This is a genomic window from Arthrobacter sp. Cza30, from assembly GCF_059090765.1.
This window is the reverse complement of the sequence record NZ_JBNHGA010000007.1, coordinates 354198-379700: the sequence shown is the minus strand read 5'-3', so window position 1 is coordinate 379700 and position 25503 is coordinate 354198. Positions and strand designations below refer to the sequence as shown.

Sequence of the window (25503 nt, the reverse complement as noted above, 5' to 3'; positions counted from 1 at the left end):
ACCGCTGGAGGCGGGCCGGCACGGTGGCTCTTTGCACAAAAGGCCGCCAAGGTGGCGGCCACTCCATGCAAAGACCCCGCCGTAAAGGTGAATCATTCGTTCTGGGAGGTCCCAGTTCACCGGGGGGCGGGGCAATGTATTTGCTCAATTGTAGTCAGCCGACGCCGGTTTTCCCAATAACCCGGTGGCAAAAGAACCGCGACAGCCTGGAATGGCATGCCTCCGGGCGCGCCCGGCGGGAGGGTCAGCCGCCGGTGCCGGCGGGCCAGCAGCTGTCCACGCCGCCGGAAACGGCCAGGGATTCGGTCCTAAGCTGAACGCGGTGCGCGGTGGTATCGGCGGTATCCCCTTCCGCGGCGGGCCCGATCGTGGCGACCTTCCAGCCGACGACGGCGTAGTTCTCGCTCAGGGCCTGGACCGCGCAATGGACGGTGGCCTCGGGATCCTTGGTGACTTGGAAGTCCACGGTGATGTGACCGGCGTCGGCCACGGCAAAGCCCACGTCCTTGCTCTCGATCTGCGGCCCGCCCTGGCCCAGGGCAAAGAAACCGGCGCCGATGATGGCCACGCCCAGGGCCCCGCCGGCCAGTGCCAGTTTGCTGCGGCGGGACAGCGTCCGCCGCGGTGTGCCGTAACGTTCGGAAACCGTTAAGCTGGGGGGAGTCTGAGGAGTTCGGGGGCCGGAGGTGCTCACGCCCTCAAGTTTAGCTTCCCACCCACCCACGCAAGATTTCCCAGGAGCAGCCACGTGAGCTTCGATGCAGCCAAGCCGGCGCAGAGTGAGGGACTGCGCCTGCTGGCGGTCCACGCCCATCCGGACGACGAATCCAGCAAAGGCGCCGCGTCCATGGCGCGTTATGCCGCCGAAGGCGTCCAGGTGCTCGTCGCCACCTGCACCGGCGGCGAACGCGGAGACATCCTCAACGCGGAGGCCGCCTCCGATCCGCAGGCGCACCGGGACCTGGCCGGCCTGCGGCGGGTAGAGATGGCCCGGGCGGCCGCCGAGCTGGGCGTGCAGCATCGCTGGCTGGGGTTCGCAGATTCGGGCCTGCCGGAAGGGGATCCGCTGCCGCCGCTGCCGTTCGGCTGCTTCGCCACGCTGCCCCTGGAACGGGCTGCGGCTCCGCTCGTGAAGCTGGTCCGCGAATTCCGCCCGCATGTGGTGATCAGCTACGACGAGAACGGCGGCTACCCGCACCCCGACCACATCATGGCCCACAAGGTGGCGGTGGAGGCCTACCACGCTGCCGGTGACCCGGAGCGCTACCCCGACGCGGGCAGTCCCTGGGAGCCGCTCAAGCTTTACTATGACCGCGCGTTCAACCCGGAACGGTTCCGCGCACTGCACTACGCCTTGGAGGAAGCCGGGCTGCAGTCGCCCTACGCCGCACGCCTCGCGGCGTGGCTGGAGGCCGACGCCGAGGGGCACCAGCCGCCCATGCCCAACCACCGCACCACCACGCAGATCGACTGCGGCGACTTTTTCCGTCACCGCGACCGCGCGCTGCTGGCGCATCGAACCCAGGTGGAGCCCACCGGGTTCTTCTTCGCGGTCTCGGAGGAGATGCAGCGGACCGTCTGGCCGTGGGAGGATTTCTCGCTGATCCACGCCCGGGTGGTGACCAGCGTGCCGGAAACGGATTTTTTCGCGGGCATAAGATAGACCTTGCAGCCAACCAGCACCGGAGCGAATTTCCGGGACGCAGCGAGAAAGAGATTGAAACTTGCCCCTGATCCAGATCCTTGCCGCCGTCGCCGCCGGTGCCGGCGAACCCAATCTCCGGCCCGGCCTGGACGCTGACCAGGTTTCGCCCGGGCCCTGGGGCTTCTTCTTCACCTTTGGCCTCGCGGCCGTGGTGGTTTTCCTGATCTGGGACATGAGCCGGCGCATCCGGCGGGTGCGCTACCGCGCCCAGGTGGAGGAGAGCGGCGGCCAGGATTCGCCCGCGGCCGGCCCTGAAGCGTCCGGGCAGGCAGGCCCTGCCGGCGGGGGCGCGCGCGGGTACGCGGACGGCGGCGGCACCGAAACGGGGAGCCCGAACGAACGCAGCGGCCGCTCGGGCCGCCCGGACCGCCGGGAGTAACCATGGCCGGCAGACTGCGCTCGGAGGCTTCGGCCTACTTGCGGCAGCATGCCGGGAACCCGGTGGACTGGTGGCCGTTCGGTGACCAGGCCTTTGAACAGGCACGTCTGCGCGACGTGCCTGTTTTCATTTCGGTCGGCTATGCGGCGTGCCACTGGTGCCATGTGATGGCCGGTGAGTCCTTCGAGGACGAAGCCACGGCCCGGTACCTGAACGAGCATTTCATTTCGGTGAAAGTGGACCGGGAGGAACGCCCGGACGTGGACAACGTCTACATGGCGGCCACGCAGTTGATGACCGGCCAGGGCGGCTGGCCGATGAGCGTGTTTACCCTGCCCGACGGCCGGGCCTTCTATGCCGGCACCTACTTCCCGCCGCGGCCGCTGCCGGGCCAGCCATCCTTCCGCCAGGTGCTCCAGGCGGTCCATGAAGCCTGGGAGCAGCGCCGGGACGCCGTTGAAACCACTGCCGCCTCGCTGGCCGAGGCCCTCGCGCAGGCGGGCGAAGCCAACCGTGAGCTCGTCGGGGACCTCACTCAGGGGCCCGACGACGCCGCCGCCGATCGGTCCGGCGATCCGGGGCCGGGGCCGGGACCCGTACAGGTGTCCGCCGGCGGCTGGGGTGCGGGCCGCCCGATCCTCGAGCAGGCCGTCGAGGTCCTGGCGCGGCAGGAGGACACCGTCTTCGGCGGGTTTGGCGCGGCACCCAAATTTCCGCCGTCGGCCGTGCTGCACTTCTTGCTCCGGCATGCCGGAGCCTCGCGGTCCGACACGGCGGGCCAGGCCGCCGCACTATCGTCCCGGACGCTGCAGGCCATGGCCGGGTCCGCGTTGTACGACCAGGTGGAGGGCGGCTTTGCCCGCTATGCGGTGGACCGTCAGTGGTCCGTGCCGCACTTCGAAAAAATGCTCTATGACAATGTCCAGCTGCTGCGCGTGTATGCGCAGTGGGCCTTCCAGTCTTCGGTCGAGGCCGAGAGGGACCTGGGGCGCGCGGTCACGGCCGGCACGGCGGACTGGATGGTGGACCGGCTGCGGTTAGCGCACGGCGGGTTTGCGTCCTCGCTCGACGCCGACACCGTCGTCGACGGTGTCCACCACGAAGGCGCAACGTACCTGTGGTCCCCGGCAGAGCTGCGGGAGCTGCTCGGCGCCGACGACGGCGGTTGGGTCGCCTCCGTGATGGGCGTGCGCGAGCCGGGCAACGTCACCGCCACCGGCTCGACCTTGCACCCGGGACGGCTGCTGGAACCGGACGAGCGGCAGCGCTGGGAAGGGCTGCGTCCGGTGCTGCTGGCCGCCCGGCGGGAACGGCCGCAGCCGGAGCGGGATGAAAAAGTTGTCGCCGGCTGGAACGGCCTGGCCGTGGCCGGGCTGGCCGAAGCCGGCGAGCTGCTGGGGCGGCCCGACCTGATCGCCGCCGCGGTGGCCGCCGCGGACTACCTGCTGGCCGTGCACCTGGACGGCTCCGGCCGGCTTGCCCGGGTGTCGCACAACGGTACTGCCCAGCACTTCGAAGGTTTGCTGGAGGACTACGCCGGCTGTGCGGAGGGGCTGTTCTCGCTGTATGCGGCCACCGGGGAGCCCCGCTGGTATGCCGCCGCGGAAGCGCTGGTGTTGCGCGCGGAGGAGGTGTTCCTGGAGGCGGGACAGCTGAGCGACCAGGCGGCCCCCGCCGCCCAGGTGGCTGCCGCCGCCGGATCCGTTCCGCCCGCGGATCCGCTGGAGAGCGCCACTCCCAGCGGCACCGGCCTGTTGGCCGGCGCGTTGGCCACCTATGCCGCCTACAGCGGCTCCGCCCGGCACCGGGAGCTGGCGGGCCGGCTGCTGGGGTATCTGGAGCGGATTGCCGTGCGTGCACCGCGTGCCGCCGGGTGGGGCCTCGCCGCTGCGCAGGCTCTGGCGGCGGGGCCGGTAGAGCTGGCGGTCACGGGGGGACCCGACGCGGCCGCCGAGCTCATAGCCGCGGCGCGGGCAACCGGCAGCCCGGGTTTGGTTGTCGCGCGGTCCGGAGAGGCGCGGCGGCCGGAGGGGACGCCGCCGCTGCTGGCCGATAAGCCCGTCCCGGAGCAAGGTGCGCTGGCTTACGTGTGCCGCGGGATGGTGTGCCGGCGGCCGGTGGCAACCGTCGACGGCCTGCTGGCCGAGCTGGGCGCGGGAGCAGGCTGAGTCCGGCACTATTCCGGACGCCCGTGGTGACCGTCAACCGGAGTTGCCGAGCACCGCGATCATGATGGCGAGGTAATGGCAGACGAAAGCCACCACGGTGCAGGCATGGAACAGCTCGTGGAAGCCGAACCAGGTGGGAGAGAAATTCGGCCGCTTGATCCCGTACACCACCGCACCGCCGATGTAGAGGACCCCTCCCGCGCAGATCAGGACCGCCGCGGGGACGCTGGCCGCGAAGAAGTCGGGCAGGTAGAACAGCGCGGCCAGCCCGAGTGCGCAATAAACCGGGACATAGAGCCAGCGCGGCGCGTGGGGCCACAACACCCGGAACCCGACGCCCGCGATGGCGCCGGCCCAGATCAGCCACAGCAGCAAGGTGGCCTTCGCCGGTTCCAACAGTGACCAGGCCAGCGGCGTGTACGTTCCGGCGATGACCAGCATGATGTTGGTGTGGTCCAGGCGCTTGAGCACCAGCTTGACGCGGGGGCTCCAGTTGCCGCGGTGGTAGACGGCGCTGACGCCGAAGAGCAGCAGGCCCGTGACCGCGTAGACCGCGCAGGCCCATTTGGCCGCTGCCGTGGGTGCCAGCGCCACGAGGACAATCCCGGTCGCCAGGGCCAGCGGCGTGGCCCCCGCGTGCAGCCAGCCACGGAACTTCGGCTTGATGTTGAGCGCGTCGGCTACCTGCTCCACGGCCCGTTCGATGGGGCCGTCCGTCGCCTCCCGCCGGGCGGCGGAATCCTCGTAGCCGCCCCGGTAACCGGAGGGCCCGGTGGCGGCGCCATGTTCACTCATGCGGTTATTCTAGCGGCGGCCGCCACTCCTTGTTACCGGTCGGTAACAACGGGTGGCGCGGAACCGGCCGGGCGGGGGGATAGAATTCTAAGTCGTGAACGGGCGATCAGGAAGGCGGGGTGCGGTGTCTCTTCCCGGCGTCCTGTACCGCCTGTATGAGCGGCGCCTGCAACGTTCGCTGGCGCCCGACCGGATCCCGGGCCACATCGGCGTGGTCGTCGACGGCAATCGGCGCTGGGCCAGGCTGGCCGGGGCGCCCACCCGGGAGGGGCACCAGGCCGGAGCCGACAAGATCCTGGAGTTCCTGGGCTGGTGCGGCGACCTGGGCATCAAAGTGGTCACCCTCTACATGCTCTCCACGGACAACATGGGCCGTTCCGAAGACGAATTGCGCGAACTGCTGGGTGTCATTGGCAACACCCTGGACCGGTTGGGCGAGGGCAAGAACGTGCGCGTCCATCCCGTCGGCGCGCTGGAGACACTCCCGGCGGACCTCGCGGCCAAACTCAGCGACCTGGGGGAGCAGACCGCCGGTGTAAACGGCGTCCACGTGAACGTGGCCGTGGGCTACGGCGGCCGGCGGGAAATCGTTGACGCCGTCAAGGGCCTGCTGCGCCATGCCGACGCGGAAGGCAAGAGCCTTGCCGACGTTGCGGATGCGTTGGCGGTCGAGGACATCTCCGGCTATCTCTACACCAGCGGCCAGCCGGACCCGGACCTGGTCATCAGGACCTCGGGCGAACAGCGGCTCTCCGGCTTCCTGATGTGGCAAAGCGCCTACAGCGAATACTACTTCTGTGAGGCCCTGTGGCCGGATTTCCGGCGCTTGGACTTCCTGCGGGCGCTCCGCGACTACGCCAGCCGGCAGCGCCGTTTCGGCGCCTGACGCGGCCGGCGGAGCGGGCGGCGGGCCGGCATCCGTCCCCGTTACGCAGAATTCATTGAAACGATTTCTTCCGGACCCTTGTCTTGGTGAATTACATCCGCGTAATTTAGGACTATCAGTCGGCAAAACCGCAGATTGATCGGGAGGCCACCAGTTTGATGCGCACAGCGAAAGCCGCATCGGGGGAGGCCGGTTCCGGCCTGGTGGCCCGACCGTCCACGCCCCGCTTCACACAGTCGGAGCCGTCGCGCTCCGGACGGGAGCAAGCATGACCGCCAGCAAGAATCCGCATCCAGCCGCCACGACCGGACCCGGGAAGCAGCCAGCCGCTGCCACCTCGTCCGGTCGTTCTGTTTCCGCCGGGGAACGGGAAACAGCGCGGGCGTCGTTTGTCCTGGACACCTCCGTGCTGCTGTCCGATCCGCGGGCACTGCTGCGCTTCGCCGAGCACGAGGTGATCCTGCCGGTGGTGGTGATCACGGAGTTGGAAGGCAAGCGGCACGACCCAGAGCTGGGCTATTTTGCCCGCCAGGCGCTGCGTCTGCTGGATGACCTGCGCGTGCAGCACGGCGGCCTGGACCAGCCCATACCGCTGGGGCAGGAGGGCGGCACGCTGCGGGTGGAGCTCAACCATGTTTCGTCCGACGTGCTGCCGGCTGGATTCCGCGGCGGCGACAACGACAGCAGGATTCTGGCCGTGGCCAAGAACCTCGCCGTCGAGGGCCGCAACGTCACCGTGGTCTCCAAGGACCTGCCCCTGCGGGTGAAAGCGTCTGCGCTGGGGCTTCGCGCGGACGAGTACCGCAACGAACTGGTCAAGGACTCCGGCTGGACCGGGGTGGCCGAGCTGGATGTGGCCGACGACGACGTGACCGCGCTGTATGGTCACGAGCCGGTGTTCATCCCGGAGGCCGCGGAGCTGCCCGCCAACACGGGACTGGTGCTGCTCTCCACTCGCGGATCCGCCCTGGGCCGGGTGGGAGCCGACAAACAGGTCCGCCTGGTCAAGGGCGACCGCGACGTGTTCGGCTTGCACGGACGCTCCGCGGAACAGCGGCTGGCCATCGACCTGCTGATGGACCCCGAGGTGGGGATAGTCTCCCTCGGCGGACGGGCCGGTACCGGCAAGTCCGCCCTGGCACTGTGCGCCGGGCTGGAAGCGGTCCTGGAGCGTCGCGAGCACCGGAAGGTGGTGGTGTTCCGGCCGCTGTACGCCGTCGGCGGCCAGGAACTCGGGTACCTGCCCGGCTCCGAATCGGAAAAAATGAATCCGTGGGCCCAGGCGGTGTTCGACACGCTTGGCGCCCTGGTTTCGACCGAAGTGGTCGAGGAAGTCATGGACCGCGGCATGCTGGAGGTGCTGCCGCTGACCCACATCCGCGGCCGCTCGCTGCACGACTCGTTCGTGGTGGTGGATGAGGCGCAATCGCTGGAGAAGAACGTGCTGCTGACGGTGATGAGCCGGATCGGCCAGAACTCCAAGATCGTCCTCACGCACGACGTGGCGCAGCGTGACAACCTGCGGGTCGGGCGGCACGACGGCATCGCCGCCGTCGTCGAAACGCTCAAGGGGCACCCGCTCTTCGGCCACGTGACGCTGACACGGTCGGAGCGTTCGCCCATCGCGGCCCTGGTCACGGAGTTGTTGGAGGGCGCCGAGATCTAGCCGGCGTTCCCGTCCATCGGCGGGAAGCGGGCGGCCGCGGCGCGGCCCGCTTCCCGCCGAAGGCAGCCGGCCGTCGTCGCCTCACCGCGCCGGGGGGTTGCCGCTGGCTGCGCCCTGGCAGGCGCCCGGAAACTACTGCCCGGAAGGAAAGGCCATGACGATCCGGGTGCCGGCCCCGGGGGCAGATTCAACGTGCAGCGTACCCTCGGCTTCGCGGACGGTGTCGCGCATGATCCGCAGGCCGATGTGTTCGGCCCGTCGGGCGGCGTCAGGAGTAAAGCCGACGCCGTCGTCGACGACCTCCAGCACCACTTCATTGCTGGACTGCCTCAGCGAAACCTTGACCAGCCGGGCGGACGCATGCTTGGAAGCATTCGTCACGGCTTCACGTGCCGCCCGGTAGAGCAAATCGGGGCGGGCGAAAGCGGCGGGCTCGGGGAAATCGATCTCCAGTTGCCAGTCGGCTCCCCGTTGGCGGACCGGCATACTTAATCCGTCCAGCGCAGCCGGCAGGCCCTCAGCCGACAGGTCCGGCGGGTACAGCGTCAGCGTGAGCCGGCGCAAGTCGTCGATGCTGCCCTTCACCATGTTCCGTGCCAGCGCATGAAAGTCGCTGTCCGAAGCGGTCTGCTGCTGTTCGCGCGATTCCAGGCTGTAGGCCAGCCCCGCCAGCTCCTGGATGACGCCGTCGTGGAGGGTCCGGGCCAAACGCCGGCGTTCCTCCTCGGAGGCCGCCATCGATTTCTGCAGCAGTCCACGCCGGATTTCACTGGCCCTCCGCATGCGGCGCGCCATTCGAAGTGCCGGTCCGAGCTGGAGCAACTGCAGCACGGCCAACGCGACGAGGATGACAGGCAGGATGCCCAGCATCTCGTCCTGCATGCGGTTGATTTCGTTCGCCGGGTGAGTCAGTTCGAAGATGTAGTCCTTTCCATCCCCGGCCTGTGCCCGCATATACACGTTGACCAGCTCGGCGCGGCCCAGCCCGAAGATGTTGCCGTCGGGAGGATCTTCGACGACGCTGACGGGTGCATCCCCCTGCACTTGGGCCAGGAGCCGGGCCGGCAGGTCGATCTGCCGGCCGATCAGCTCATCGACGTCGGAATAGACAATCGAGCCGTCGAGATCCCGGACCGTGACCCGCAAAATGTGGCCGTCGTCGATCATCGGGTCCACTTCGCTGTCCAATTCGGCCAGGGCCTCCGGAACCCCGGCCAGCGCCGCCTCCGTGACGTCCTGGGCGAATTGGTGGTCGACGATTTGTGCCGTGCGTTCCGCAGCGTGGAGGAGGGCATGGTCGGCAGCCAGCGAGCGGGCGACCATGATCACCGGCACCGTGACGATGATCAGTGCCGCAAGCCCCGACAGTGCGAAGCGGCGCAGGGCCGCCTGCATTTCAGAGGGCTTCCGGCGGCGGGATCCAGAGGGTTTTTCAGCGAGGATGCTGCGCCGGACCTGCGCGGCCAAGTCAACGACCATGCCCGCCGTCCAGCAGTTCCAGCCGCTGGGCGGTGGCGACGGCTTCCAGCTGTGAATGTGCGCCGAGCTTGGCCAGGATCGACTTCACGTATCCCCGGCACGTGTGCGGGGATATGCCCAACCTCCGGGAATTCGTGCGGACATCGTTGCCTGCCGCCATGAGGGCCAGTACCTGGTGCTCGCGTTTGGTCAGGGCAGGCCTGTCCGCTGCCGTAGCCGGTGGAGCGGTGACGTATCGAGTGAGCGCGGACGGGTAGACCGACATGCTGCCGCTCCTGGCGTTCCGGACCGTCTCGAGCAGCGTCGACAGGGAACCGTCTTTGGGCAGGAAACCGCAAAGACCCGAGGCGGCGGCGCGCGCCAGTACATTCAGCGACGGGTTACCGGTCAACAAGATGATCCGTGTCTCCGGGGCAGCCTGCAGGATCTGCTCGGCCGCGCTGACCCCGTCGCCGTCGGGCAGGTGGTAGTCCATGATGACCACGTCGGGCCGGGCCCGGCGGCACAACGCAACCGCCTCGCTCACGCCGGCGGCGCTGCCCACATTGACCAGATCCGCTTCCCGGTCCAGCGCATCAGACAGCAACTCCGCGAAGGTCGTGTGATCATCCACGACGGCGATTGTTAGTTTTTGCTCCCCCAAAGAGCTCACTCCAGTTCCCCAACTCAAGACACGAAGGACTTGACCCCACCACGAGTATGCACGGCGCGCGCCGGGAAGTACATACCGGGTCCGGCGGGTTTCCCGCCCTCAGCTGGCTGCGAGCGCCTTGCGCAGGAACGAGCTGACAATGTCTCCCGCCGCCATGTACTGGGGTCCGGCCGTGGCGTCGACTGTGAAATGTTCCTTCCGGTGCCTTGCTGCGGACGGGGTCAGCCGTTCGTTGAGCAGCAGCAGCGCCGCCAGAACTTCTGAAAGGCCGGACTGGGCGTCAGCGGTGGCCTCCAGCAGCCGCACGTGAACCTCCTGAAGGGCCGGGCCGGGGGCACAACCGAGGTCGCGGCCGAACAACCGACGGCACCGTTCGTAGGCCTGCAACCCGTCGGCATGCCGTCCGCAAAGTTCCAGGCCTCGGATCAGGACTGTCCACGCCGCTTCATTCAGCGGAGAAGCAGCAACGCACCGCTGGGCCCAGAGCACGGCTTCGTCGGGCCGATGCAAGGCCAGCGCTGCCTCCGCAGCCAACTGTTGGGCGTGCTGCACCGTTTCCGCATGGCCCGAACGGGCCTCTTCCGCCCAATCGGGAGTCAGCTCGTCACCCAGCAGCGGCTCCGACGCGAGCGACAACGCCTCGACCAACAAGGGGTAGGCCCTCGGCGGTTCGGCAAACTCGGCGGCCCGCACCAGGGCCTGGAAGCGGTGCAGGTCGACGTCGACCATGTCCCGGTCAATCATGTAGCCGCCGTTGGCTGTGCGCAGCGGTCCCGTCTTTGCGCAGCCAGGCTGCAGGTTGCGCCGCAGGATGCTGACGTAGCTCTCCAACGTGGCCAGCGCTTCACCCGGGGCGCGGCCGCTCCACAACAGGTGCACCAGCCGGTCCTTCGACATCGGTGAACCAACGTGCAACAGCAAGATCTCCAGCACTTGACGCGGCTTCGGGCCGCCCAGTTTGTCGGCGGTCAACACGGTTTCGCCGCGACGTATCCGTAAGTTCCCGATCATTTGCACGGTCATGGGCATGGCCCATCCACTCAATTGCTCCACGATTCCCCCTCGCAGCACGCACCCCCCAATGAGTGCACTACCATCGTGCGCTGACTCCCTGACGTCGGGACAGCCGCGCCTGAGGGGTGCCGATACCCCTAATGTGAGGGGGACTGGGACGGCACCGGCTTTTTCCAAGGATGAACGGGGACTCTGAACTCGTGACCCCGGTGGCTTCGGCGCAGCACGGCCGGCCGGCCGGGCGCACGCCGCCGGGCCCTGGCCCCACCCCTCAACGCCAGGGCCCGGCCGCGCGTCCTGCACCGTCCGGACGACCGGAGTGCCACCGGGCGTGTTGCACCCGGGCGGCCGGCGTGTGCTGACGCCGGTGCTGGCCGGTGCGCTCCGCCGCGCCCTCAGGCGGGATTGGGGCGCACGGGCCAGGGAATGTGCTCCCGCACGTCGGTGAGGTTCATGCTGACCTCGAGGAACAGGTCGTCGAGCATGTATTCGTCCACCCCGAGGATGGTCAACGAATGACCGCCGCCCTGTTGGGGCCCGTCCATGGCCACCGCGGAAACACAGACGCCGGTCCGCCAGTCGACCCGCACCTCGGTGCGGCCCTCGGGAAGCAGCGGATGGCCGGCGTCGTACGGAACGTACGTCTGGTTGGGCGAGACGACCGCCTCTAACGCCCTCCGGCCCTGGTGCTCGACCTCGCGCAGATCATGGATCTCCACGGGGTTGGCGAAGGGCGCCTCATAGGCCACCGGCGCGTTGCCGGCCAGCTCAACCGGATCCAGCATCGCGGACCAGCGCCCGTTGCCGAAGACCGGCTCACCGTAGGCGGCCTCGGGCCGGCGGCGCACCAGATGGAGGTCGTTGAATACCGGCGTCACCAGATGCGGAGGCAACAGCCACGACTTGCGTGTCGCGCTGACGTAGAAACCGTCCCGGGAATCGTTAATGCCGGTGGTGCTGTACAGCAGCCTGCCGTCGGCTGACTCGACCCGAAGCGCTCCGGGGCGCCGGGTCCAGGCACGCAGCATGCCACCGGAAGCGTCCGGCTCCGGCGCATCCGGGTGGACGGCCCGGAGCTCAAACCGCAGCGATTCCCACTTCCACGGAGAAGAGCGGCAGAGGCACCTGAAGATCTCCGCGTTGCCGGCGGCGTCGCCGGCCTTGAGCACGCTCCCGCCGTTCATATCCACAGTGTAGCCGCCGGCTCCCGGGGATCAGGCGGGTGCAGTAGGTTGGGTCCATGGTCGAGCAACTGGCGCTGCTGTGGCCCGGCCGTGCATTCGCGTTTTGGATGCTGTTGGCCGCCGGCGGCTATCTGCTGGTGATCGGAGCCCGGCTGAGCTGGATCGACCTGAGGACGCACCGGCTGCCGAACCGCATCATTTTCCCGGCCTACGCGGTATCCGGGGTGCTGCTGCTTGCGGCCTCCCTCGGAGGATACGAAGCCGGCATGTTCTGGCGGGTGCCGGCCGGCGGCGCACTGCTCTGGGTCTTCTATTTCGCCGTCCGGCTCATTTATCCAGCCGGCATGGGATTCGGCGACGTCAAACTGGCCGGGGTGCTGGGGATGTACCTGGGCTACCTGGGGTTTGAACACCTGCTGCTGGGGACGTTTGCGGCCTTCCTGCTGGGCGGCGCGTACGGGGTGTTGCTGGTAGTGCTGCGGCGCGGATCGCTGCACAGCGACATCCCGTTCGGGCCGTTCATGATCGCCGGCACGTGGGCGGCGCTGCTGCTGCCGACGTAGCCTAGGGCCATGCCTACTCCCGACTTCATCCTCCGGTTGCGCAACAAAATCGGCCACGACCTGCTCTGGTTGCCCGGTGTCACCGCCGTTGTGCTGGATGGGCGCAACCGCGTCTTGCTGGGCCGGCGCGCCGACAACGGGCGGTGGACGCTGATCACCGGCATCCTGGACCCGGGGGAGCAGCCCGCCGCGGGCGTGGTGCGCGAGGTCTGGGAGGAAACGGGCGTCGTTGCCGAGGTCGAGCACCTGGCCGAGGTCCACGCGGGCGGTCCGATGGAGTTCATCAACGGGGACCGGGCCCAGTTCCTGACGCTGACCTTCCGGTGCCGGCAGGTGGGCGGCGAAGCGCGGGTCAACGACGACGAGTCGTCCGAGGTCGGCTGGTTCGGGCTGGACGAGCTGCCGGAGCTGACCGACTACCATCGCGACCGGCTGAAGGCGGCCTTGCGGGCCGGGGGCGTCCCGGAATTTGTCCGCTGACCCTATTGGATATCGGAGTCGGGAGGGGGCAGGACGAACTGCCGGTCCTCGTCCACGGACTCGACGCCCTCGATTCCGGCAACAGCGGCACGCTGTCCCTCCGGCAATGAACCGGTAATCATGCCCAAGGTGGACAACACGTTTTCCACCCGCATGCCGCCGGCTGCCAACTGCTCGGCAATCCGCCCGGTATCGGAGAGGTAGTCGTGGCGCACCGTCACGGTGATCTGCATACCCCCATGATAGGTCCGGCGCCCCCTTCCGGGGGAAGCAGGTCACTGCGGGGCAAATACCAGCCCCGCCCCGACGTCGACGGAGGGCACGGGTAACCGCTCCGCTTCCTGCACCAGGGTGGCCCATAGTTCCAGGCCGCGCCGGCCGGTAGCCTCTGACCACAGGGCCGCCACGCCGGCGGCATGGGGCGTCGCCATGCTGGTGCCGCTGATGGTGTTGTACCGCTTCGGCATGGGCCAGGACGAATACACCTGGAACCCGGGGCCGGCGCAGTCCACCTGCCCGCCGCGCAGGGGAAGGCTGCGGGCGGAAAAGAACGCGACCTCCAGGGCCTTGTCCAGCGCGGCTACCCCCATGATGTACGGGCTGTTCGCCGGGGCGCCGACGAACCCGAGCTCGCCCTTCCGGCGGTCGGCGTTGTTTCCCGCGGCGGCGATGATCAGGGAACCCTGCTCCAGCGCCCGGCTCCCTGCGGCCGTGTAGGGCGGGTGGATTTGTGCGACGTCGGCTCCCAAGGACATGGAGATGACGGCACAGCCGTTGCCCACGGCCCAGTCGATCCCGGCGAGGATGCCGGCGTCGGTCCCGGAACCGGCGTTGCTGAGCACCTTGCCGGCGAAGATCTCCGCTTCGTAGGCCACGCCGTAGCGCGGGCCGGTGCCGGGGGCCTTGGGGCCGCACGCGGTCCCGATGCAGTGCGTGCCGTGGCCGTGTCCGTCCTGCTGCGGCTCGCCGGGGATGAAGGAGGCGCTGGTGATGCTGCGTCCGGCGAAATCCGGATGCGCCTCATCGAATCCGGTGTCCAGCACGGCGACGCGCACGCCTTGGCCGGAATAAGGCGACGAGACGGCCCTGGTGGCCTGCTGACCCCAGGTGAAATTGTTGTTGTCGGCGAAGCCCGCCGGCGCGGGGCCCGCTTCGTAGCGCTCGTGCCGCCGCGCGGCGAGCCGGCCGGACAGGTCGGTCACGCCGTCGCGGTAGCCGGCGGCGTAGTCCTCGGCCGGACCGAGCACGTCGTGGATAAGTTCCGGCGAGACCGAGAGGACACGGTGCCGGGCAGCGGAACTGACTTGGAGCGAACTGATCTGGTCCGGTCCGGCGGCGACGACGGCGATGCCCAGGTTTGCGAAGACCGTCGCGTCGGCGCCGGAGGCCGCGTCCGGGTCCACTCCGCGGGTGCCGAAATCGCGGCTGTCCGCGACATTCGACAGGCCGGCGGCGTCGGCCAGGATACCGGCACACTCCTCGGCCGGGCCGTAAAAGACGACGACAAAGCGTCCGGTGGTCTTCGGCTGCCCCGGCAGGGAATAGTCGGCCGTCGCCAGGGACGGGGGCTGCGAATCGCCAATCACGGAGACCTCCTGGACACTCTTCCACCGGGTCCCCGACGGGCCGGCAGGCGGCCCGGAATGGGCCGTTAACCCGCCGTCCACGGGGACGTGTGCGCCTCATCCTAGTCCCGGAGGCCGACGGTTCAAGCTCCAAGGCAATCGTTTCAGCCGGTCGGGGCCAAAAAAGGCAGCAGGGCCCCTTCCTAATGCCGATCCGGCCCAGGTGAGCGGCGGCCGGCGGCACCGTGCACGCTGAAGGGCGCCCCTGCCGAAGCAAGAGCGCCCTTCAGGATCCGCGATGGACCGGCCTGCTATTTGGCCTGCGGCGGGACGGTCATCGAGAGCACGTCCAGCGCAGAATCCAGCTGCTCTTCGGTCAGTTCGCCGCGCTCCAAAAAGCCGAGCGCGATGACCGATTCGCGCACGGTCAGGCCTTCCTGGACCGAGTGCTTGGCGATCTTGGCGGCGTTTTCGTAGCCGATGTATTTGTTCAGCGGGGTCACGATCGAGGGGGAGGCCTCGGCCAGGAAGCGGGCGCGCTCCACGTTGGCGGTCAGCCCGTCGATCATCTTGTCCGCCATGACGCGCGAGGTGTTCGCCAGCAGGCGGATGGACTCGAGCAGGTTGGCGGCCATCACCGGGATGCCCACGTTCAGCTCAAAGGCGCCGTTGGTGGAGGACAAGGCGATGGTGGTGTCGTTGCCCACGACCTGGGCGGCGACCATGATCGCCGCCTCGCAGATCACCGGGTTGACCTTGCCGGGCATGATCGAAGAACCCGGCTGCAGGTCGGGGATGGCGATCTCGCCCAGGCCGGTGTTCGGGCCCGAACCCATCCAGCGCAGGTCGTTGTTGATCTTCATGAACGCGTAGGCGATGTTGCGCAGCTGCCCGGAGGCCTCGATCAGGCCGTCGCGGTTGGCCTGCGCCTCGAAGTGGTTGCGCGCCTCCGTCAGCGGCAGGCCGGTGTCGGCGGCCAGCAGTTCGATCACGCGCTGCGGGAAGCCGGCCGGGGTGTTGATGCCGGTGCCGACGGCGGTGCCGCCCAGCGGAACCTCGGCCACGCGCGGCAGGGATGCCTCGATGCGTTCGATGCCGTAGCGCACCTGGGCGGCGTAGCCGCCGAATTCCTGCCCGAGGGTGACCGGCGTCGCGTCCATCAGGTGGGTGCGGCCGGACTTCACCACGTCCTTGAACTCTTCGGCCTTGCGCTCCAAGGAAGCGGCCAGGTAGTCCAGCGCGGGGATCAGCTCGTTGATCAGGGCGGAGGTGGCGGCCACGTGCACCGAGGTCGGGAAGACGTCGTTGGAGGACTGCGAGGCGTTGACGTGGTCGTTCGGGTGGACCGTCTTGTCGCTGCCGGCGTCCCGCAGCGCGCGGGTGGCCAGCTCGGCCAGGACCTCGTTCGTGTTCATGTTCGACGAGGTGCCGGAACCGGTCTGGAAAACGTCGATCGGGAAGTCGCCGTCGTACTTGCCCGTGGCTACTTCGTCCGCCGCCGCGGCGATGGCCTTGGCCAGCTCGCCGTCCAGGACGCCCAGTTCGGCGTTGGCGGTGGCGGCAGCCTTCTTGATCCGGGCCAGGGCCTCGATGTGGGCGCGCTCCAGCGTTTTGCCGGAGATCGGGAAGTTCTCGACGGCGCGCTGGGTCTGCGCACGGTAGAGGGCGTTGACCGGAACGCGGACCTCGCCCATGGTGTCGTGTTCGATGCGGTATTCAGCAGAATCAGCAGAAGTCATGGCTCCAAGCTTATGCCTGCGGCGCACCGGTTCCGAATTGTGTTGCGGCACGGCGGCGGCTTGGATGACGCGGCGCCGACCGAGCCTGGGGCCACCGGGCGGGGCGTCCCGCCAGTGCGTCGCTAAAGGGCTCCGTGCCCTGCGACGAGCTCGGCGCGGCCGTCCGCCAGCCGGTAGGCCACGCCGACGACGGCCGTGCGGCCGGCCTCGACCGCCTCCGAAATGGCCCGCGAACTGTCCAGCAGGCGTTCGGAAGACTGCCGCACGTTTTCGATCACCATGTCGTTGAGGTCTTCGAGGCCGGCACGCCGGGCGGCGAGCACCGACGGCGTGATCCGCTCCACGAGGTCCCGCAGGCCGCCGCGCGGCATTTCACCGGTGTCGATCGTGTTTTTTGCCGCGGTCACGGCGCCGCAGCTGTCGTGGCCCAGGATGACAATCAACGGAACGTTGAGCACATCCACGCCGTACTCGAGCGATCCGATCACCGCGTCACCGAGGACGTGGCCGGCGGTGCGGACCACGAACGCATCGCCGAGTCCCAGGTCGAAAATGATTTCGGCGGCCAGCCGGGAGTCGGAACAGCCGAAGATGATGGCGAACGGATGCTGCTCGTTGACCAGCGAACTGCGCCGGGCGGCGTCCTGGTTCGGGTGGACTGACGTGCCTGCCACGAAGCGGGCGTTGCCGTCGATGAGTTTTTGCCAGGCCTGGGCGGGGGTCAATGAGGTGGGCACGAAGCAACCTTACTGCTTCGTGCGTCCCGGCCCGCGCACCGGTTTCCGTGTCGGGGAGGGATTACTTGCTGTCCAGGTCTTCCACGATCGCGGTGGCCAGGACATCGAATTCGTCCAGCTCCGCGGTGCCGGTCAGGATGACGGTGAATCCGCCGTGCTCCAGCACGAGGCTGCGCTCGCCCGCGCCGGCGTCGCGCAGTTCCCAGGTGGCACCCGCTTCGCGGTCGCCGGTGACCGGCGCGTTGTCGGTTGTCTGGCCGACCCAGGTGGGGTTGGCTTTGTCGGTCTGGATCAGTCCGATGTACTCCTCGCCCGGCGTGATGTAGCCGACTTCCCACGCCGCCACCTGCGCGGTTCCCCCGGTATTCCACCGGGCGTAGTTGGACGTCCAGCCCGCCGGGAGGTCGACGGCGAGCGGCAGGTAACCGGCCGTGGATTCGGCCTGCAGGGCGACCCCCGGGACGTCAATATTACGTTCGTAGACGTCGGGCTTGCTGCCCGGGTTCAGGAACATCACCGGCAGCAGCACGGCGAGGGAGAGTCCCACGGCCATCAGCATGCCGACCACCGGGGCCTTCGCGCGGTTGGCCTGCTTGGCCGTCAGCACTGGCTTGACGGGCAACTCGGTCGATTCTTCTGGACGCGCTTCACTCACCGTTCCATGATCTCAGATGCCCGCCCCTGTGCGCACACGCCCGCGGCACCAGAGGGCGGCCCGGGCGGCCCGCGCGCTGGCCCCCGTGGCGGCGACGACTATGATCGAAAGCAATGGAAGATGTCCGCACCGCAGATGCATCCATCACGGCACCGCAGCCGGTGCTGTCTGAAGAGCTACTCGAAGATGAGGTCGAAGTGTCCCACGAAGCCCAGGCTGACCCCTTTTCCAACTTTCCGCCGTCCATGCGCGTCGGCGACAACGAGCCGGACCGAAACCTGGCGCTGGAACTGGTGCGCGTCACCGAAGCCGCGGCGATTGCCGGTGGCCACTGGGTCGGCTACGGGGACAAGAACGCCGCCGACGGCGCCGCCGTGGACGCCATGCGCGCGTTCCTGTCCACCGTCAGCTTCAACGGGGTGGTCGTCATCGGCGAGGGCGAAAAGGACGAGGCCCCGATGCTGTTCAACGGCGAAAAGGTCGGCGACGGCACCGGCGCCGAGTGCGACGTCGCCGTGGACCCGATCGACGGCACCCGGCTGACGGCGCTGGGCATCAACAACGCGCTCTCCGTGCTGGCCGTCTCCGAGCGCGGCACCATGTTCGACCCCTCGGCCGTGTTCTACATGGAAAAGCTGGTCACCGGGCCCGAAGCAGCGGACCTGGTGGACCTGCGGCTGCCCATCAAGCAGAACCTGCACCTGATCGCGAAGGCCAAGAACAAGAAGGTCAACCAGATCAACGTGATGATCCTGGACCGCGACCGGCACAAGCCGTATGTCGAGGAGATCCGCGCCGCCGGCGCACGCACCAAGTTCATCATGGACGGCGACGTCGCCGGCGGCATCGCGGCCGCCCGCGAGGGCACCGACGTCGACGTCCTGATGGGCATCGGCGGCACCCCCGAGGGCATCATCACCGCCTGCGCCATCAAGTCCCTGGGCGGCGTGATCCAGGGCAGGCTCTGGCCCACCAGCGACGAGGAAAAGCAGAAGGCCATCGACGCCGGGCACGACCTGGACCGGGTGCTGACCACCGATGACCTGGTCACCAGCGACAACTGCTTCTTCGTGGCCACCGGCATCACCGACGGCGACCTGCTGCGCGGCGTCCGCTACAAGAACCACAAGGTCCTGACGCAGTCGATCGTGATGCGCTCCAAGTCGGGCACGATCCGCATCGTCGAGGGCGAGCACCAGGAATACAAGTGGGACCGCTTCGAGCGGAAGCTCTAGCGAACCGCACGGAGAATGAAAACCCCGCACCGGCCCGAGCCGGTGCGGGGTTTTCCTCTCTTCGTCCCGGGACGGATCCGCGGGGCGGTCAGCGGGGGAGCGTGCCGCGCAGCTTGCGCACGGCCGGCACGACGGCGGCGCGCGCCTTGCCGGCGGCCGGCAACACCGCGGCGCGGACCTTGTGCACGGCGGGCGTTACGGCTTCGCGGGCCGAGCGCGTGAGCAGGTAGGCCCGGTACATGAGCTGGTTGACAGGCAGGTCCCAGCTGCCCGGATAGCTGACCTCGTAGCCGCCGAAGGAACGCTTGAACCGGGAGAAACCGGCCCACGGGTGGTCGGGCTCGTCCTCGGGACTGACGCCCCACATATCGAAGTGGCGGATGCCGGCGGCGCGGGCGTCCATCATCATCGTCACTACCAGCGGAATCCCGGCGTTGAGCTTGCGGTGGGCGTCGTCCGCCGCGGCGTGCGCATACACCCGGGTGGCCTCCGTGTCGTAGGACAGCGCGGCCGCGATCGGCTGCCCGTCCAACCGGGCGATGAAAAGTTTGGCCGCGCCGGCCGGAACCAGGGTTCGGGCCGCGTGCCGCAGGTAGTCATCGGACTGGGCCTTGAACTCCGCACGCTCGGAGACGTCGCGCAGGAAACCCAGCAGGATATCGATGTCCTCCGGGTCGGTGGAGACATCGAACGTGACGCCCTTCTTGTGGATATTGCGGTACAGGTTACGGCTGGTGCTGCGCATGGCGGCCAGCAGGTCCTCTTCCGGCTGACTCAGGTCCAGCATCCAGGTCAGTTTCGGCTGGACGTCCACCGGTGCCTTGACCAGGCCCAGCGACTGCAGCGCCGCCTGCGGCCGCTCGCCGAGGTCCGTGCCGACCGGTTCGATCCTTACGTAATGGGCGCGTTGTTCCGCGGCCAGGGACTGCAGTGCGGCCAGCGCGCGGATCAGGGCCGCGTTGTCCGCCGCGGCCGGGCCGTACGGTACGTACAGGAACCGGCCCAGGGGCGTCTTTTCCGCGATGGCCAGGAAGTTCCAGCCGTCACCGCTGCGTTCGAAGACCTGTTTGCCCAGGCTGCGTTGAAAGTCGGCCCAGGGCGCGGACTGCAGGATCGAAGCAGTCAAAGTGTTGCTCCCGTTCGTTGTTGATCGAATTCATGTATGCCGCCAGAGGTGGTCACCGCGAACAGCACCGCGCCCGTTCCGGTGTCTCCGGCCGGATGGACGTTCACCGGTTGTTCCGTGTCGGGGATGAACGCCGCCTCGCCGCGGCCAAGCATCAGGTCGGACTTCGGGGAGTCCAGCAGTACGCTGCCGGATACGGCCAGCACGATCGCGGGACCGTGCTGGGCCAGCGGCACCGGGCTGCCGCCGTCGGCCAGTTCGATGCGCTGGAGCTGGAACTCGGCAAAGGGCGGGCAGTACAGTTCCTGGCCGGCATCGGTCATGGTGGGTTTCACCATGGGCGGGGCGATCGGCCGGAAGTCGGTAATTTTCACCAGTTCGGGCACGTTGACGAACTTCGGTGTCAGGCCGCCGCGCAGCACGTTGTCCGAGGCCGCCATGACCTCCACACCGAGACCCTGCAGGTAGGCGTGGATGTTTCCGGCCGGCAGGCACAGTGCCTGGCCGGGGGAGAGGACGACCAGGTTCAGCAGCAGCGAGATCAACGCACCGGGATCGCCCGGATACAGTTCGCCCAGGCGGGCGACCGCTGCGTATTCGGTGCCCAGGCTGCCGGCCGGCGCGTCCGCCAGCAGGCGGGCCGTGTCCGCGGCGAGCCGGGTGGAGCGCTCTCCGCCGTCGAGCAGCGCCAGGAAGGCGCCGCGCAGGGCCGTCTCCTCGTCGGCGCCATCCAGCAGCTCCAGGACCTCGTCCAGGAGCTCCAGGGCCGCCCCGGCGTCCGCCAGCCGTGGTTTCAGCCCGGCCAGCAGCCGCGCGGCATCGCGCGGGGGGCGGAAACCGCACAGCGCCTGGAAGTCGCTGAGCGCGAAGATCATCTCCGGCTTGTGGTTGTCGTCGCGGTAGCTGCGCTGCGGGTCGTTGAAGGAGATGCCGGCGGCGTTCTCCGCGGCGAACCCCGAGCGGGCCTGTTCGAGCGTGGGGTGGACCTGGAGCGACAACGCGGAATCGGCGGCCAGGACCTTGGTCAGGAACGGCAGCGTGGCGCCGAACATGCCCAGGACCGTCTCGCCCAGGGCGGCGCCGGGATTCTCCTTGATGAACTCGTCGAGCGGCCGTTCGCCGCCGGCCAGCTGCACCCGTGACGGGGAGTCGGGGTGCGCGCCGATCCAGAGTTCGGCTTCCGGTCCGCCGGACGGTTCCCGCCCGAACAGCTCGGCTATCGCCGTCGTCGAGCCCCAGGCATAGGGACGCACTACATTCGTCAACCGATACATGTGAAGCCTCTTCCTCGTCCTTGTTCCAACGATCCTCTCAGACCCCGTGCCGTTGCAGCATTCCGCCGGTCCGCCCGGCACCGGGGAGATGTCGCCTGACCGGGCGCGGCATCAGGCCCGGATCAGGGGACCGAGCACTTGCCGTTGTTGGCCACCAGGGCACCGAGCGTGGTGGTATCGCCGATCTCGGCCAGCTGCTGGAGGTACTCGGCGGTGATTTGGGGTTCCGCCGGCGCCTCCGGGGCGTCGGCCGCATCCGGTGCCGCCTCGTCCGCGGGCCCGGCCCCGCCCTCGCCGGCATCGGTCCCTCCGCCGCCGGAGCCGTCGTCGCCGTCGGTGCCGCCGCCGTCGTCGTTGCGCTTTTTCTGCCCGGTCTGCTCTTCCTGGTTGAACATCTCCTGGACCCGGGGGTGGATCACCGAGAAGTCGGGGTAGGTGACAAAATTCTCCGCGGCGGTGCCGAAGTCCGGCGGTCCGATGGTCAGGCGCTTCACCTTCTGGTCTTTGGCCTTCAGCGCCAGCGAGACGAAGCTGCCCAGCTGGGAACTGGGAATGTCCGTCTCGACGACCTGTTCGCCGGCCTCGGCCAACTGCTGGAAGCGGGTCAGCACCGTTGCCGGGTCCAGCTGCTTGACCATGGCCGACATCACGCACTGCTGGCGCTGGACACGGTCATAGTCGGTGGCGAATTCGCGGGAGCGGGCGTACCAGAGGGCGTGGTAGCCGTCGAGTTCCTGGACGCCCGGGGCGATCCAGCCCTTCGGCGGGTAGTGCTGATTGGTGCCGGGGATGGTCCTGTTGGAGATAGGCACCCAGCCGCCGGCCTTGACCGTGATGCCGCCCATCGCGTCGACCAGGGCTTCGAAGCCGTCCATGTCCACGAGGGCATAGGCCTGGATCTCGATGCCCAGAATCCCGCTCACGGCGTCCTTCATGGCTTCCGCGCCCGGGTTCTTGGCGTCAGGGTAGCGGTCGGCGTGGTTTTGCTCCACGTCGACGTAGAGGGCGTTGATGATGCACTCGTCACCGCAGCTGAAGCCTTCCGGATAGACCTCGCGCATTGGCGAGTCCGCCGGGAACGGGGCGTTTTGGAAGTTTCGCGGGATGCCGAACATGACGGTCTGGCCGGTCTTCGCGTCGACGCTGACCACCTGGATGCTGTCCGGACGCAGCCCGACGCGTCCCGCGCCGGCGTCGCCGCCCATGAGCAGGAAATTGTAGCGGCCGTCCACCGGGTCGAACGCGGGCCGGGTTTCGAAGATGGAGCTGAAGGCGTTGCGGCTCACGTTGAGCAGGTAGGCGGCGTAGCCCAGGCTGCCGCTGGTGAGCACCATCAGGGCAACCAGCGTCACCGCCACCGCCGGCTTGGCGCCCGGGGCGAGCAGGTTCGGCCTGATGATGCGCAGGGTATTCAAGAACAGGAACGCCCAGAACAGGGCCAGCGCGGCCAGCACCACAATGAGGGCCAGCGAACCCCACCGGTCGGTGGCCAGGTTCACCAGCAGCGGCCAGTTCACCAGGGCCATGACGGCCGCGGCCAGGATGGCCGCCCAGGCCAGCAGCGTCACGGCCAGGCCGCGCCGGCCCAGCCGGCGGTCCCCGGCCACGATCTGCGCGCTGCCCGGGACGAGCAGGGTCAGCAGCAGCAGGACGAAGGCGCGCTTGGTGCGCACCGGCGCCGGAGCGTGCTGGGGGTAGCGGACCGGATCGGTCACCCCGCGCGCCGAAGACCCCGACGGCTTCCTCGGCGGCTGGGGACCCACCGTCCTAGGCCTCGCCGGAGCCTGCTGCGCGTTCACGCAGCGCGGCTCCCTTGTCGTAGGCGGCCCGGCGCAGGCCGGACGCGAACTCGAGCAGGGCCGGCTGCAGCCGCCCGGCCAATTCGTCACCGCCGGCTGCCAGCATCCGCACGGCCAGCAGCCCGGCATTGCGGGCTCCACCGATGGACACCGTGGCCACCGGCACGCCGGCGGGCATCTGCACGATGGAGAGCAGGGAGTCCATGCCGTCCAGGTACTTCAGGGGCACCGGCACCCCGATCACCGGCAGCGGGGTGACGGAGGCGAGCATGCCGGGCAGGTGCGCGGCGCCGCCGGCGCCGGCGATAATGATCCGCAGTCCCCGGGAGTGAGCGTCGCGGCCATAACCGATCATGTCCTCGGGCATGCGGTGCGCGGAGACGACGTCGGCCTCGTAGGGGACGCCGAATTCCTCCAGCGCCCGGGCGGCGGCTTCCATGACGGGCCAGTCGGAATCCGAGCCCATCACCACGCCGACTATCGGCTTGTTGCTCATGGTTTGCCTTCCTGGGGGTCCACGCCGTCGCGGACAATCGCAGCGACGCGGTCCGCGCGCCGGCGCAGTTCCTCCACCTGGGAGGCGTCGCGGCCCACCACGTTGACGTGGCCGATCTTCCGGCCGGGACGGACGGACTTGCCGTAGCCATGCAGCTTGACCGACGGTTCGGCGGCCAGCGCGCGCGGGTAGGCCGAGAACAGGTCCGTATTGGCGCCGCCCAGGTAGTTCTTCATGACGACGGCGCCGCCGAGCAGGGACGTATCGCCCAGCGGCAAATCCAGGATGGCCCGCAGGTGCTGCTCGAACTGGCTGGTGACCGATCCGTCCTGGGTCCAGTGGCCGGTGTTGTGCGGACGCATGGCCAGTTCGTTGATCACGAAGCCTGCTCCGCGTCCCGGGGTGGCGAACAACTCGGCGGCCATCACGCCGGTGACGCCCAGCTCGTCGGCCAGCCGGAGCGCCGCCTGCTGGGCCGCCTCGGCGACGTCCGCCGGCAGGTTCTGTGCCGGCGCGATCACTTCGTCACAGACGCCGTCCACCTGGATGGTGTGCACCACCGGCCAGGCCCGTGCTTCGCCGGACGGAGTCCTGGCTACCAGCGCTGAGAGCTCCCGACTGAACTCGACTTTTTCTTCGACCAGCAGCGCGCCGCCGGTGAACCAGTCGGCTGCCTCGGCGGCGGCGTTCGCATCGCGGATGATCCGCACTCCCTTGCCGTCGTAGCCTCCCCGCGGCGTCTTCAACACCACCGGCCAGCCAATCCTGGCGCCGAAGGCAACCAGCTCGTCGACGCCGGAGACGGAGGCCCACACCGGGTTTGGCAGCCCCAGCTTGTCCACCACGGCGCGCATGACCAGCTTGTCCTGCGCATGGATCAGCGCGTCAGGATGCGGCTGCACGTTGACGCCCTCGGCAATGAGGGCCTGCAGATGTTCGGTGGGGACGTGCTCGTGATCGAAGGTCATCACGTCCAGGCCCTCCGCGAAGCCCCGCAGCGCCTCCAGGTCGCGGTAGTCGCCCACCGGTGCCGTGGCCACGGCGGGGACCGCGGAAACATCGGCGGCCTCGGCCAGAACACGCAGTTCAAAGCCGAGCTCTACCGCACAGGGGGCCATCATTCGGGCAAGCTGGCCGCCGCCCACTACGCCGATCACGGGAAAACTCACCTAGTCAGGGTACCGAACAGGCACCGGACGAGCCGCATTGCGCTTCGCGCGGCGGGGACGTCCTAGGTAACGCCCAGACTGGCGCAATACAATAGTGCGTCGGCCGGCTCTGCTCCGGCATCCGAGCGAAAGGGATCCACCTTCGATCATGAACCGAACTATTTCCGAGCGCCTGCACGCCATTGTGTCCCTTTTTTGGCGGGAAGTGGCGAAGTTCGGCACGGTCGGCGGGATCGCCTTCATCGTGGACAACGGCGTGTACTGGTGGCTGATCAACGGGCCCATGGACGACAGCGTGGTGAAGGCGCGGTTCGTTTCCGCCTCCGTGGCGACCCTGTTCTCCTGGGTAGCCAACCGCTATTGGACGTTCCGACATCGCCGCCAGGCGAACGTGTTGCGCGAACTGGTGCTGTTCGTCGTCATCAACGTCATCGGCATGGTGGTCTCCGCCGGCTGCGTCTGGATAGCCCGCTACCCGCTGGAGGTGACGGACCGGACCATGCTGCTGTTCGCGGGCATCGTCGGCACGGTGCTGGCTACCGTCATGCGCTTCTTCGCCTACCGGTTCCTGGTGTTCAACGTTGAGCTGGACGCCGAGCCGGAGTTTGCCGAGGACCGCAAGATCTTCGAGCGCCACCCCGAGGAGCATGCCGACCAGTCTCCCGCGGACGCCGCGCCGGAGGTCGACGGCCCCCAGGCATCGGGCACGGCGCGCGGTTAGGCGGGGCCCGGGCCGG

At 68.5% G+C, this 25503-nt stretch carries 25 protein-coding genes; 9 read left to right on the top strand and 16 right to left on the bottom strand.

Translation table 11 applies throughout. The features are described 5' to 3' along the window. Positions 1-244 precede the first annotated feature (244 nt). Positions 245-694 carry a DUF4307 domain-containing protein gene (locus AC5RVZ_RS24445; protein WP_494068220.1) on the bottom strand — a complete coding sequence of 150 codons (450 nt, stop codon included), beginning with the start codon at positions 692-694 and terminating at the stop codon, positions 245-247. 54 nt (positions 695-748) lie between these two features. Here AC5RVZ_RS24445 and mca point away from each other — a divergent pair, with 54 nt between their 5' ends. The 3 genes from mca to AC5RVZ_RS24430 all read left to right on the top strand — a co-directional run bounded on the left by mca (position 749) and on the right by AC5RVZ_RS24430 (position 4252). Further along, positions 749-1663, top strand: a complete 915-nt coding sequence (gene mca / locus AC5RVZ_RS24440; RefSeq protein WP_494068219.1) for a mycothiol conjugate amidase Mca — start codon at positions 749-751, stop codon at positions 1661-1663. Between the two features lie 61 nt (positions 1664-1724). Further along, the gene (locus tag AC5RVZ_RS24435; RefSeq protein WP_494068218.1) at positions 1725-2084 is read left to right on the top strand and encodes a hypothetical protein; all 360 of its coding nucleotides are present in this window, start codon (positions 1725-1727) and stop codon (positions 2082-2084) included. A gap of 2 nt (positions 2085-2086) precedes the next feature. After that, on the top strand, positions 2087-4252 hold the full coding sequence (locus AC5RVZ_RS24430) for a thioredoxin domain-containing protein (RefSeq protein ID WP_494068217.1): 2166 nt from the start codon (positions 2087-2089) through the stop codon (positions 4250-4252). Positions 4253-4285: 33 nt separating this feature from the next. On the opposite strand, the gene trhA is transcribed toward AC5RVZ_RS24430, so the two are convergent. Beyond that, a complete protein-coding gene (gene trhA, locus AC5RVZ_RS24425; RefSeq protein ID WP_494068216.1) occupies positions 4286-5047 on the bottom strand; it encodes a PAQR family membrane homeostasis protein TrhA in 762 nt (253 codons plus the stop codon). A 124-nt stretch (positions 5048-5171) separates the two neighbouring features. Here trhA and AC5RVZ_RS24420 point away from each other — a divergent pair, with 124 nt between their 5' ends. Next, on the top strand, positions 5172-5933 hold the full coding sequence (locus tag AC5RVZ_RS24420; protein ID WP_494014372.1) for an isoprenyl transferase: 762 nt from the start codon (positions 5172-5174) through the stop codon (positions 5931-5933). 268 nt (positions 5934-6201) lie between these two features. Next, entirely contained in the window at positions 6202-7599 is a 1398-nt protein-coding gene (phoH2, locus tag AC5RVZ_RS24415) for an RNA 5'-3' helicase PhoH2 (protein WP_494068215.1), read from the top strand. Positions 7600-7731: 132 nt separating this feature from the next. Here the strand turns inward: phoH2 and AC5RVZ_RS24410 are convergent, their stop codons facing one another. The 4 genes from AC5RVZ_RS24410 to AC5RVZ_RS24395 form a co-directional block, all read right to left on the bottom strand. Continuing rightward, positions 7732-9066: a sensor histidine kinase gene (locus AC5RVZ_RS24410; protein ID WP_494068214.1), complete on the bottom strand. Its 1335-nt coding sequence runs from the start codon at positions 9064-9066 to the stop codon at positions 7732-7734. Position 9067: 1 nt separating this feature from the next. After that, positions 9068-9691 (bottom strand): response regulator, encoded by a 624-nt coding sequence (locus AC5RVZ_RS24405; protein ID WP_494068213.1) that lies wholly within the window; start codon positions 9689-9691, stop codon positions 9068-9070. 138 nt (positions 9692-9829) lie between these two features. After that, complete coding sequence (locus AC5RVZ_RS24400; protein WP_494068212.1) at positions 9830-10759, bottom strand: AfsR/SARP family transcriptional regulator; 930 nt, start codon at positions 10757-10759, stop codon at positions 9830-9832. Positions 10760-11139: 380 nt separating this feature from the next. Then, positions 11140-11928 carry a hypothetical protein gene (locus AC5RVZ_RS24395; protein ID WP_494068211.1) on the bottom strand — a complete coding sequence of 263 codons (789 nt, stop codon included), beginning with the start codon at positions 11926-11928 and terminating at the stop codon, positions 11140-11142. A 56-nt stretch (positions 11929-11984) separates the two neighbouring features. On the opposite strand from AC5RVZ_RS24395, the gene AC5RVZ_RS24390 reads away from it, so the two are divergent. Together AC5RVZ_RS24390 and AC5RVZ_RS24385 are read left to right on the top strand one after the other, a co-directional pair. Then, positions 11985-12491 (top strand): prepilin peptidase, encoded by a 507-nt coding sequence (locus tag AC5RVZ_RS24390; protein ID WP_494068210.1) that lies wholly within the window; start codon positions 11985-11987, stop codon positions 12489-12491. A gap of 9 nt (positions 12492-12500) precedes the next feature. Continuing rightward, positions 12501-12971, top strand: coding sequence for an NUDIX hydrolase (locus AC5RVZ_RS24385; RefSeq protein ID WP_494068209.1), 471 nt, complete (start codon positions 12501-12503; stop codon positions 12969-12971). 2 nt (positions 12972-12973) lie between these two features. Here the strand turns inward: AC5RVZ_RS24385 and AC5RVZ_RS24380 are convergent, their stop codons facing one another. The 5 genes from AC5RVZ_RS24380 to AC5RVZ_RS24360 all read right to left on the bottom strand — a co-directional run bounded on the left by AC5RVZ_RS24380 (position 12974) and on the right by AC5RVZ_RS24360 (position 17634). Next, the gene (locus tag AC5RVZ_RS24380; RefSeq protein ID WP_494068208.1) at positions 12974-13204 is read right to left on the bottom strand and encodes a hypothetical protein; all 231 of its coding nucleotides are present in this window, start codon (positions 13202-13204) and stop codon (positions 12974-12976) included. A 42-nt stretch (positions 13205-13246) separates the two neighbouring features. Continuing rightward, positions 13247-14557 (bottom strand): S8 family serine peptidase, encoded by a 1311-nt coding sequence (locus tag AC5RVZ_RS24375; protein WP_494068207.1) that lies wholly within the window; start codon positions 14555-14557, stop codon positions 13247-13249. A 290-nt stretch (positions 14558-14847) separates the two neighbouring features. Continuing rightward, positions 14848-16275, bottom strand: a complete 1428-nt coding sequence (locus AC5RVZ_RS24370) for a class II fumarate hydratase (protein WP_493978641.1) — start codon at positions 16273-16275, stop codon at positions 14848-14850. Positions 16276-16397: 122 nt separating this feature from the next. Continuing rightward, a complete protein-coding gene (locus AC5RVZ_RS24365) occupies positions 16398-17012 on the bottom strand; it encodes a carbonic anhydrase (protein WP_493978642.1) in 615 nt (204 codons plus the stop codon). A 61-nt stretch (positions 17013-17073) separates the two neighbouring features. Next, a complete protein-coding gene (locus AC5RVZ_RS24360) occupies positions 17074-17634 on the bottom strand; it encodes a DUF4245 domain-containing protein (RefSeq protein WP_494068206.1) in 561 nt (186 codons plus the stop codon). A 278-nt stretch (positions 17635-17912) separates the two neighbouring features. Between AC5RVZ_RS24360 and glpX the strand changes: the two genes are divergently transcribed. After that, complete coding sequence (gene glpX, locus AC5RVZ_RS24355) at positions 17913-18902, top strand: class II fructose-bisphosphatase (RefSeq protein WP_494068294.1); 990 nt, start codon at positions 17913-17915, stop codon at positions 18900-18902. Positions 18903-18990: 88 nt separating this feature from the next. Here glpX and AC5RVZ_RS24350 read toward each other — a convergent pair whose 3' ends face one another. The 5 genes from AC5RVZ_RS24350 to AC5RVZ_RS24330 all read right to left on the bottom strand — a co-directional run bounded on the left by AC5RVZ_RS24350 (position 18991) and on the right by AC5RVZ_RS24330 (position 24766). After that, the gene (locus tag AC5RVZ_RS24350; RefSeq protein ID WP_494068205.1) at positions 18991-20028 is read right to left on the bottom strand and encodes a lipid II:glycine glycyltransferase FemX; all 1038 of its coding nucleotides are present in this window, start codon (positions 20026-20028) and stop codon (positions 18991-18993) included. Continuing rightward, entirely contained in the window at positions 20025-21302 is a 1278-nt protein-coding gene (gene manA, locus AC5RVZ_RS24345; RefSeq protein WP_494068204.1) for a mannose-6-phosphate isomerase, class I, read from the bottom strand. Before manA ends, AC5RVZ_RS24350 begins: the two co-directional genes overlap by 4 nt. Positions 21303-21424: 122 nt before the next feature. Continuing rightward, positions 21425-23017 (bottom strand): LCP family protein, encoded by a 1593-nt coding sequence (locus tag AC5RVZ_RS24340; protein WP_494068203.1) that lies wholly within the window; start codon positions 23015-23017, stop codon positions 21425-21427. A gap of 52 nt (positions 23018-23069) precedes the next feature. Beyond that, positions 23070-23597 carry a 5-(carboxyamino)imidazole ribonucleotide mutase gene (gene purE / locus AC5RVZ_RS24335; RefSeq protein ID WP_493978647.1) on the bottom strand — a complete coding sequence of 176 codons (528 nt, stop codon included), beginning with the start codon at positions 23595-23597 and terminating at the stop codon, positions 23070-23072. Further along, on the bottom strand, positions 23594-24766 hold the full coding sequence (locus tag AC5RVZ_RS24330) for a 5-(carboxyamino)imidazole ribonucleotide synthase (protein WP_494068202.1): 1173 nt from the start codon (positions 24764-24766) through the stop codon (positions 23594-23596). The genes purE and AC5RVZ_RS24330 overlap by 4 nt, the downstream gene beginning before the upstream one ends. 148 nt (positions 24767-24914) lie before the next feature. Here AC5RVZ_RS24330 and AC5RVZ_RS24325 point away from each other — a divergent pair, with 148 nt between their 5' ends. Beyond that, positions 24915-25487: a GtrA family protein gene (locus AC5RVZ_RS24325; protein WP_494068201.1), complete on the top strand. Its 573-nt coding sequence runs from the start codon at positions 24915-24917 to the stop codon at positions 25485-25487. Positions 25488-25503 lie beyond the last annotated feature (16 nt).

Bases quoted from the DNA above. Each gene is read 5' to 3' on its own strand.
- AC5RVZ_RS24385 (WP_494068209.1), top strand. From the start codon at position 12,501: ATGCCTACTCCCGACTTCATCCTCCGGTTGCGCAACAAAATCGGCCAC.
- trhA (WP_494068216.1), bottom strand. From the start codon at position 5,047: ATGAGTGAACATGGCGCCGCCACCGGGCCCTCCGGTTACCGGGGCGGC.
- AC5RVZ_RS24325 (WP_494068201.1), top strand. From the start codon at position 24,915: ATGAACCGAACTATTTCCGAGCGCCTGCACGCCATTGTGTCCCTTTTT.
- purE (WP_493978647.1), bottom strand. From the start codon at position 23,597: ATGAGCAACAAGCCGATAGTCGGCGTGGTGATGGGCTCGGATTCCGAC.
- manA (WP_494068204.1), bottom strand. From the start codon at position 21,302: ATGTATCGGTTGACGAATGTAGTGCGTCCCTATGCCTGGGGCTCGACG.
- AC5RVZ_RS24370 (WP_493978641.1), bottom strand. From the start codon at position 16,275: ATGACTTCTGCTGATTCTGCTGAATACCGCATCGAACACGACACCATG.
- glpX (WP_494068294.1), top strand. From the start codon at position 17,913: ATGCGCGTCGGCGACAACGAGCCGGACCGAAACCTGGCGCTGGAACTG.
- AC5RVZ_RS24395 (WP_494068211.1), bottom strand. From the start codon at position 11,928: ATGAACGGCGGGAGCGTGCTCAAGGCCGGCGACGCCGCCGGCAACGCG.
- AC5RVZ_RS24430 (WP_494068217.1), top strand. From the start codon at position 2,087: ATGGCCGGCAGACTGCGCTCGGAGGCTTCGGCCTACTTGCGGCAGCAT.
- AC5RVZ_RS24380 (WP_494068208.1), bottom strand. From the start codon at position 13,204: ATGCAGATCACCGTGACGGTGCGCCACGACTACCTCTCCGATACCGGG.
- phoH2 (WP_494068215.1), top strand. From the start codon at position 6,202: ATGACCGCCAGCAAGAATCCGCATCCAGCCGCCACGACCGGACCCGGG.
- AC5RVZ_RS24400 (WP_494068212.1), bottom strand. From the start codon at position 10,759: ATGCCCATGACCGTGCAAATGATCGGGAACTTACGGATACGTCGCGGC.
- AC5RVZ_RS24390 (WP_494068210.1), top strand. From the start codon at position 11,985: ATGGTCGAGCAACTGGCGCTGCTGTGGCCCGGCCGTGCATTCGCGTTT.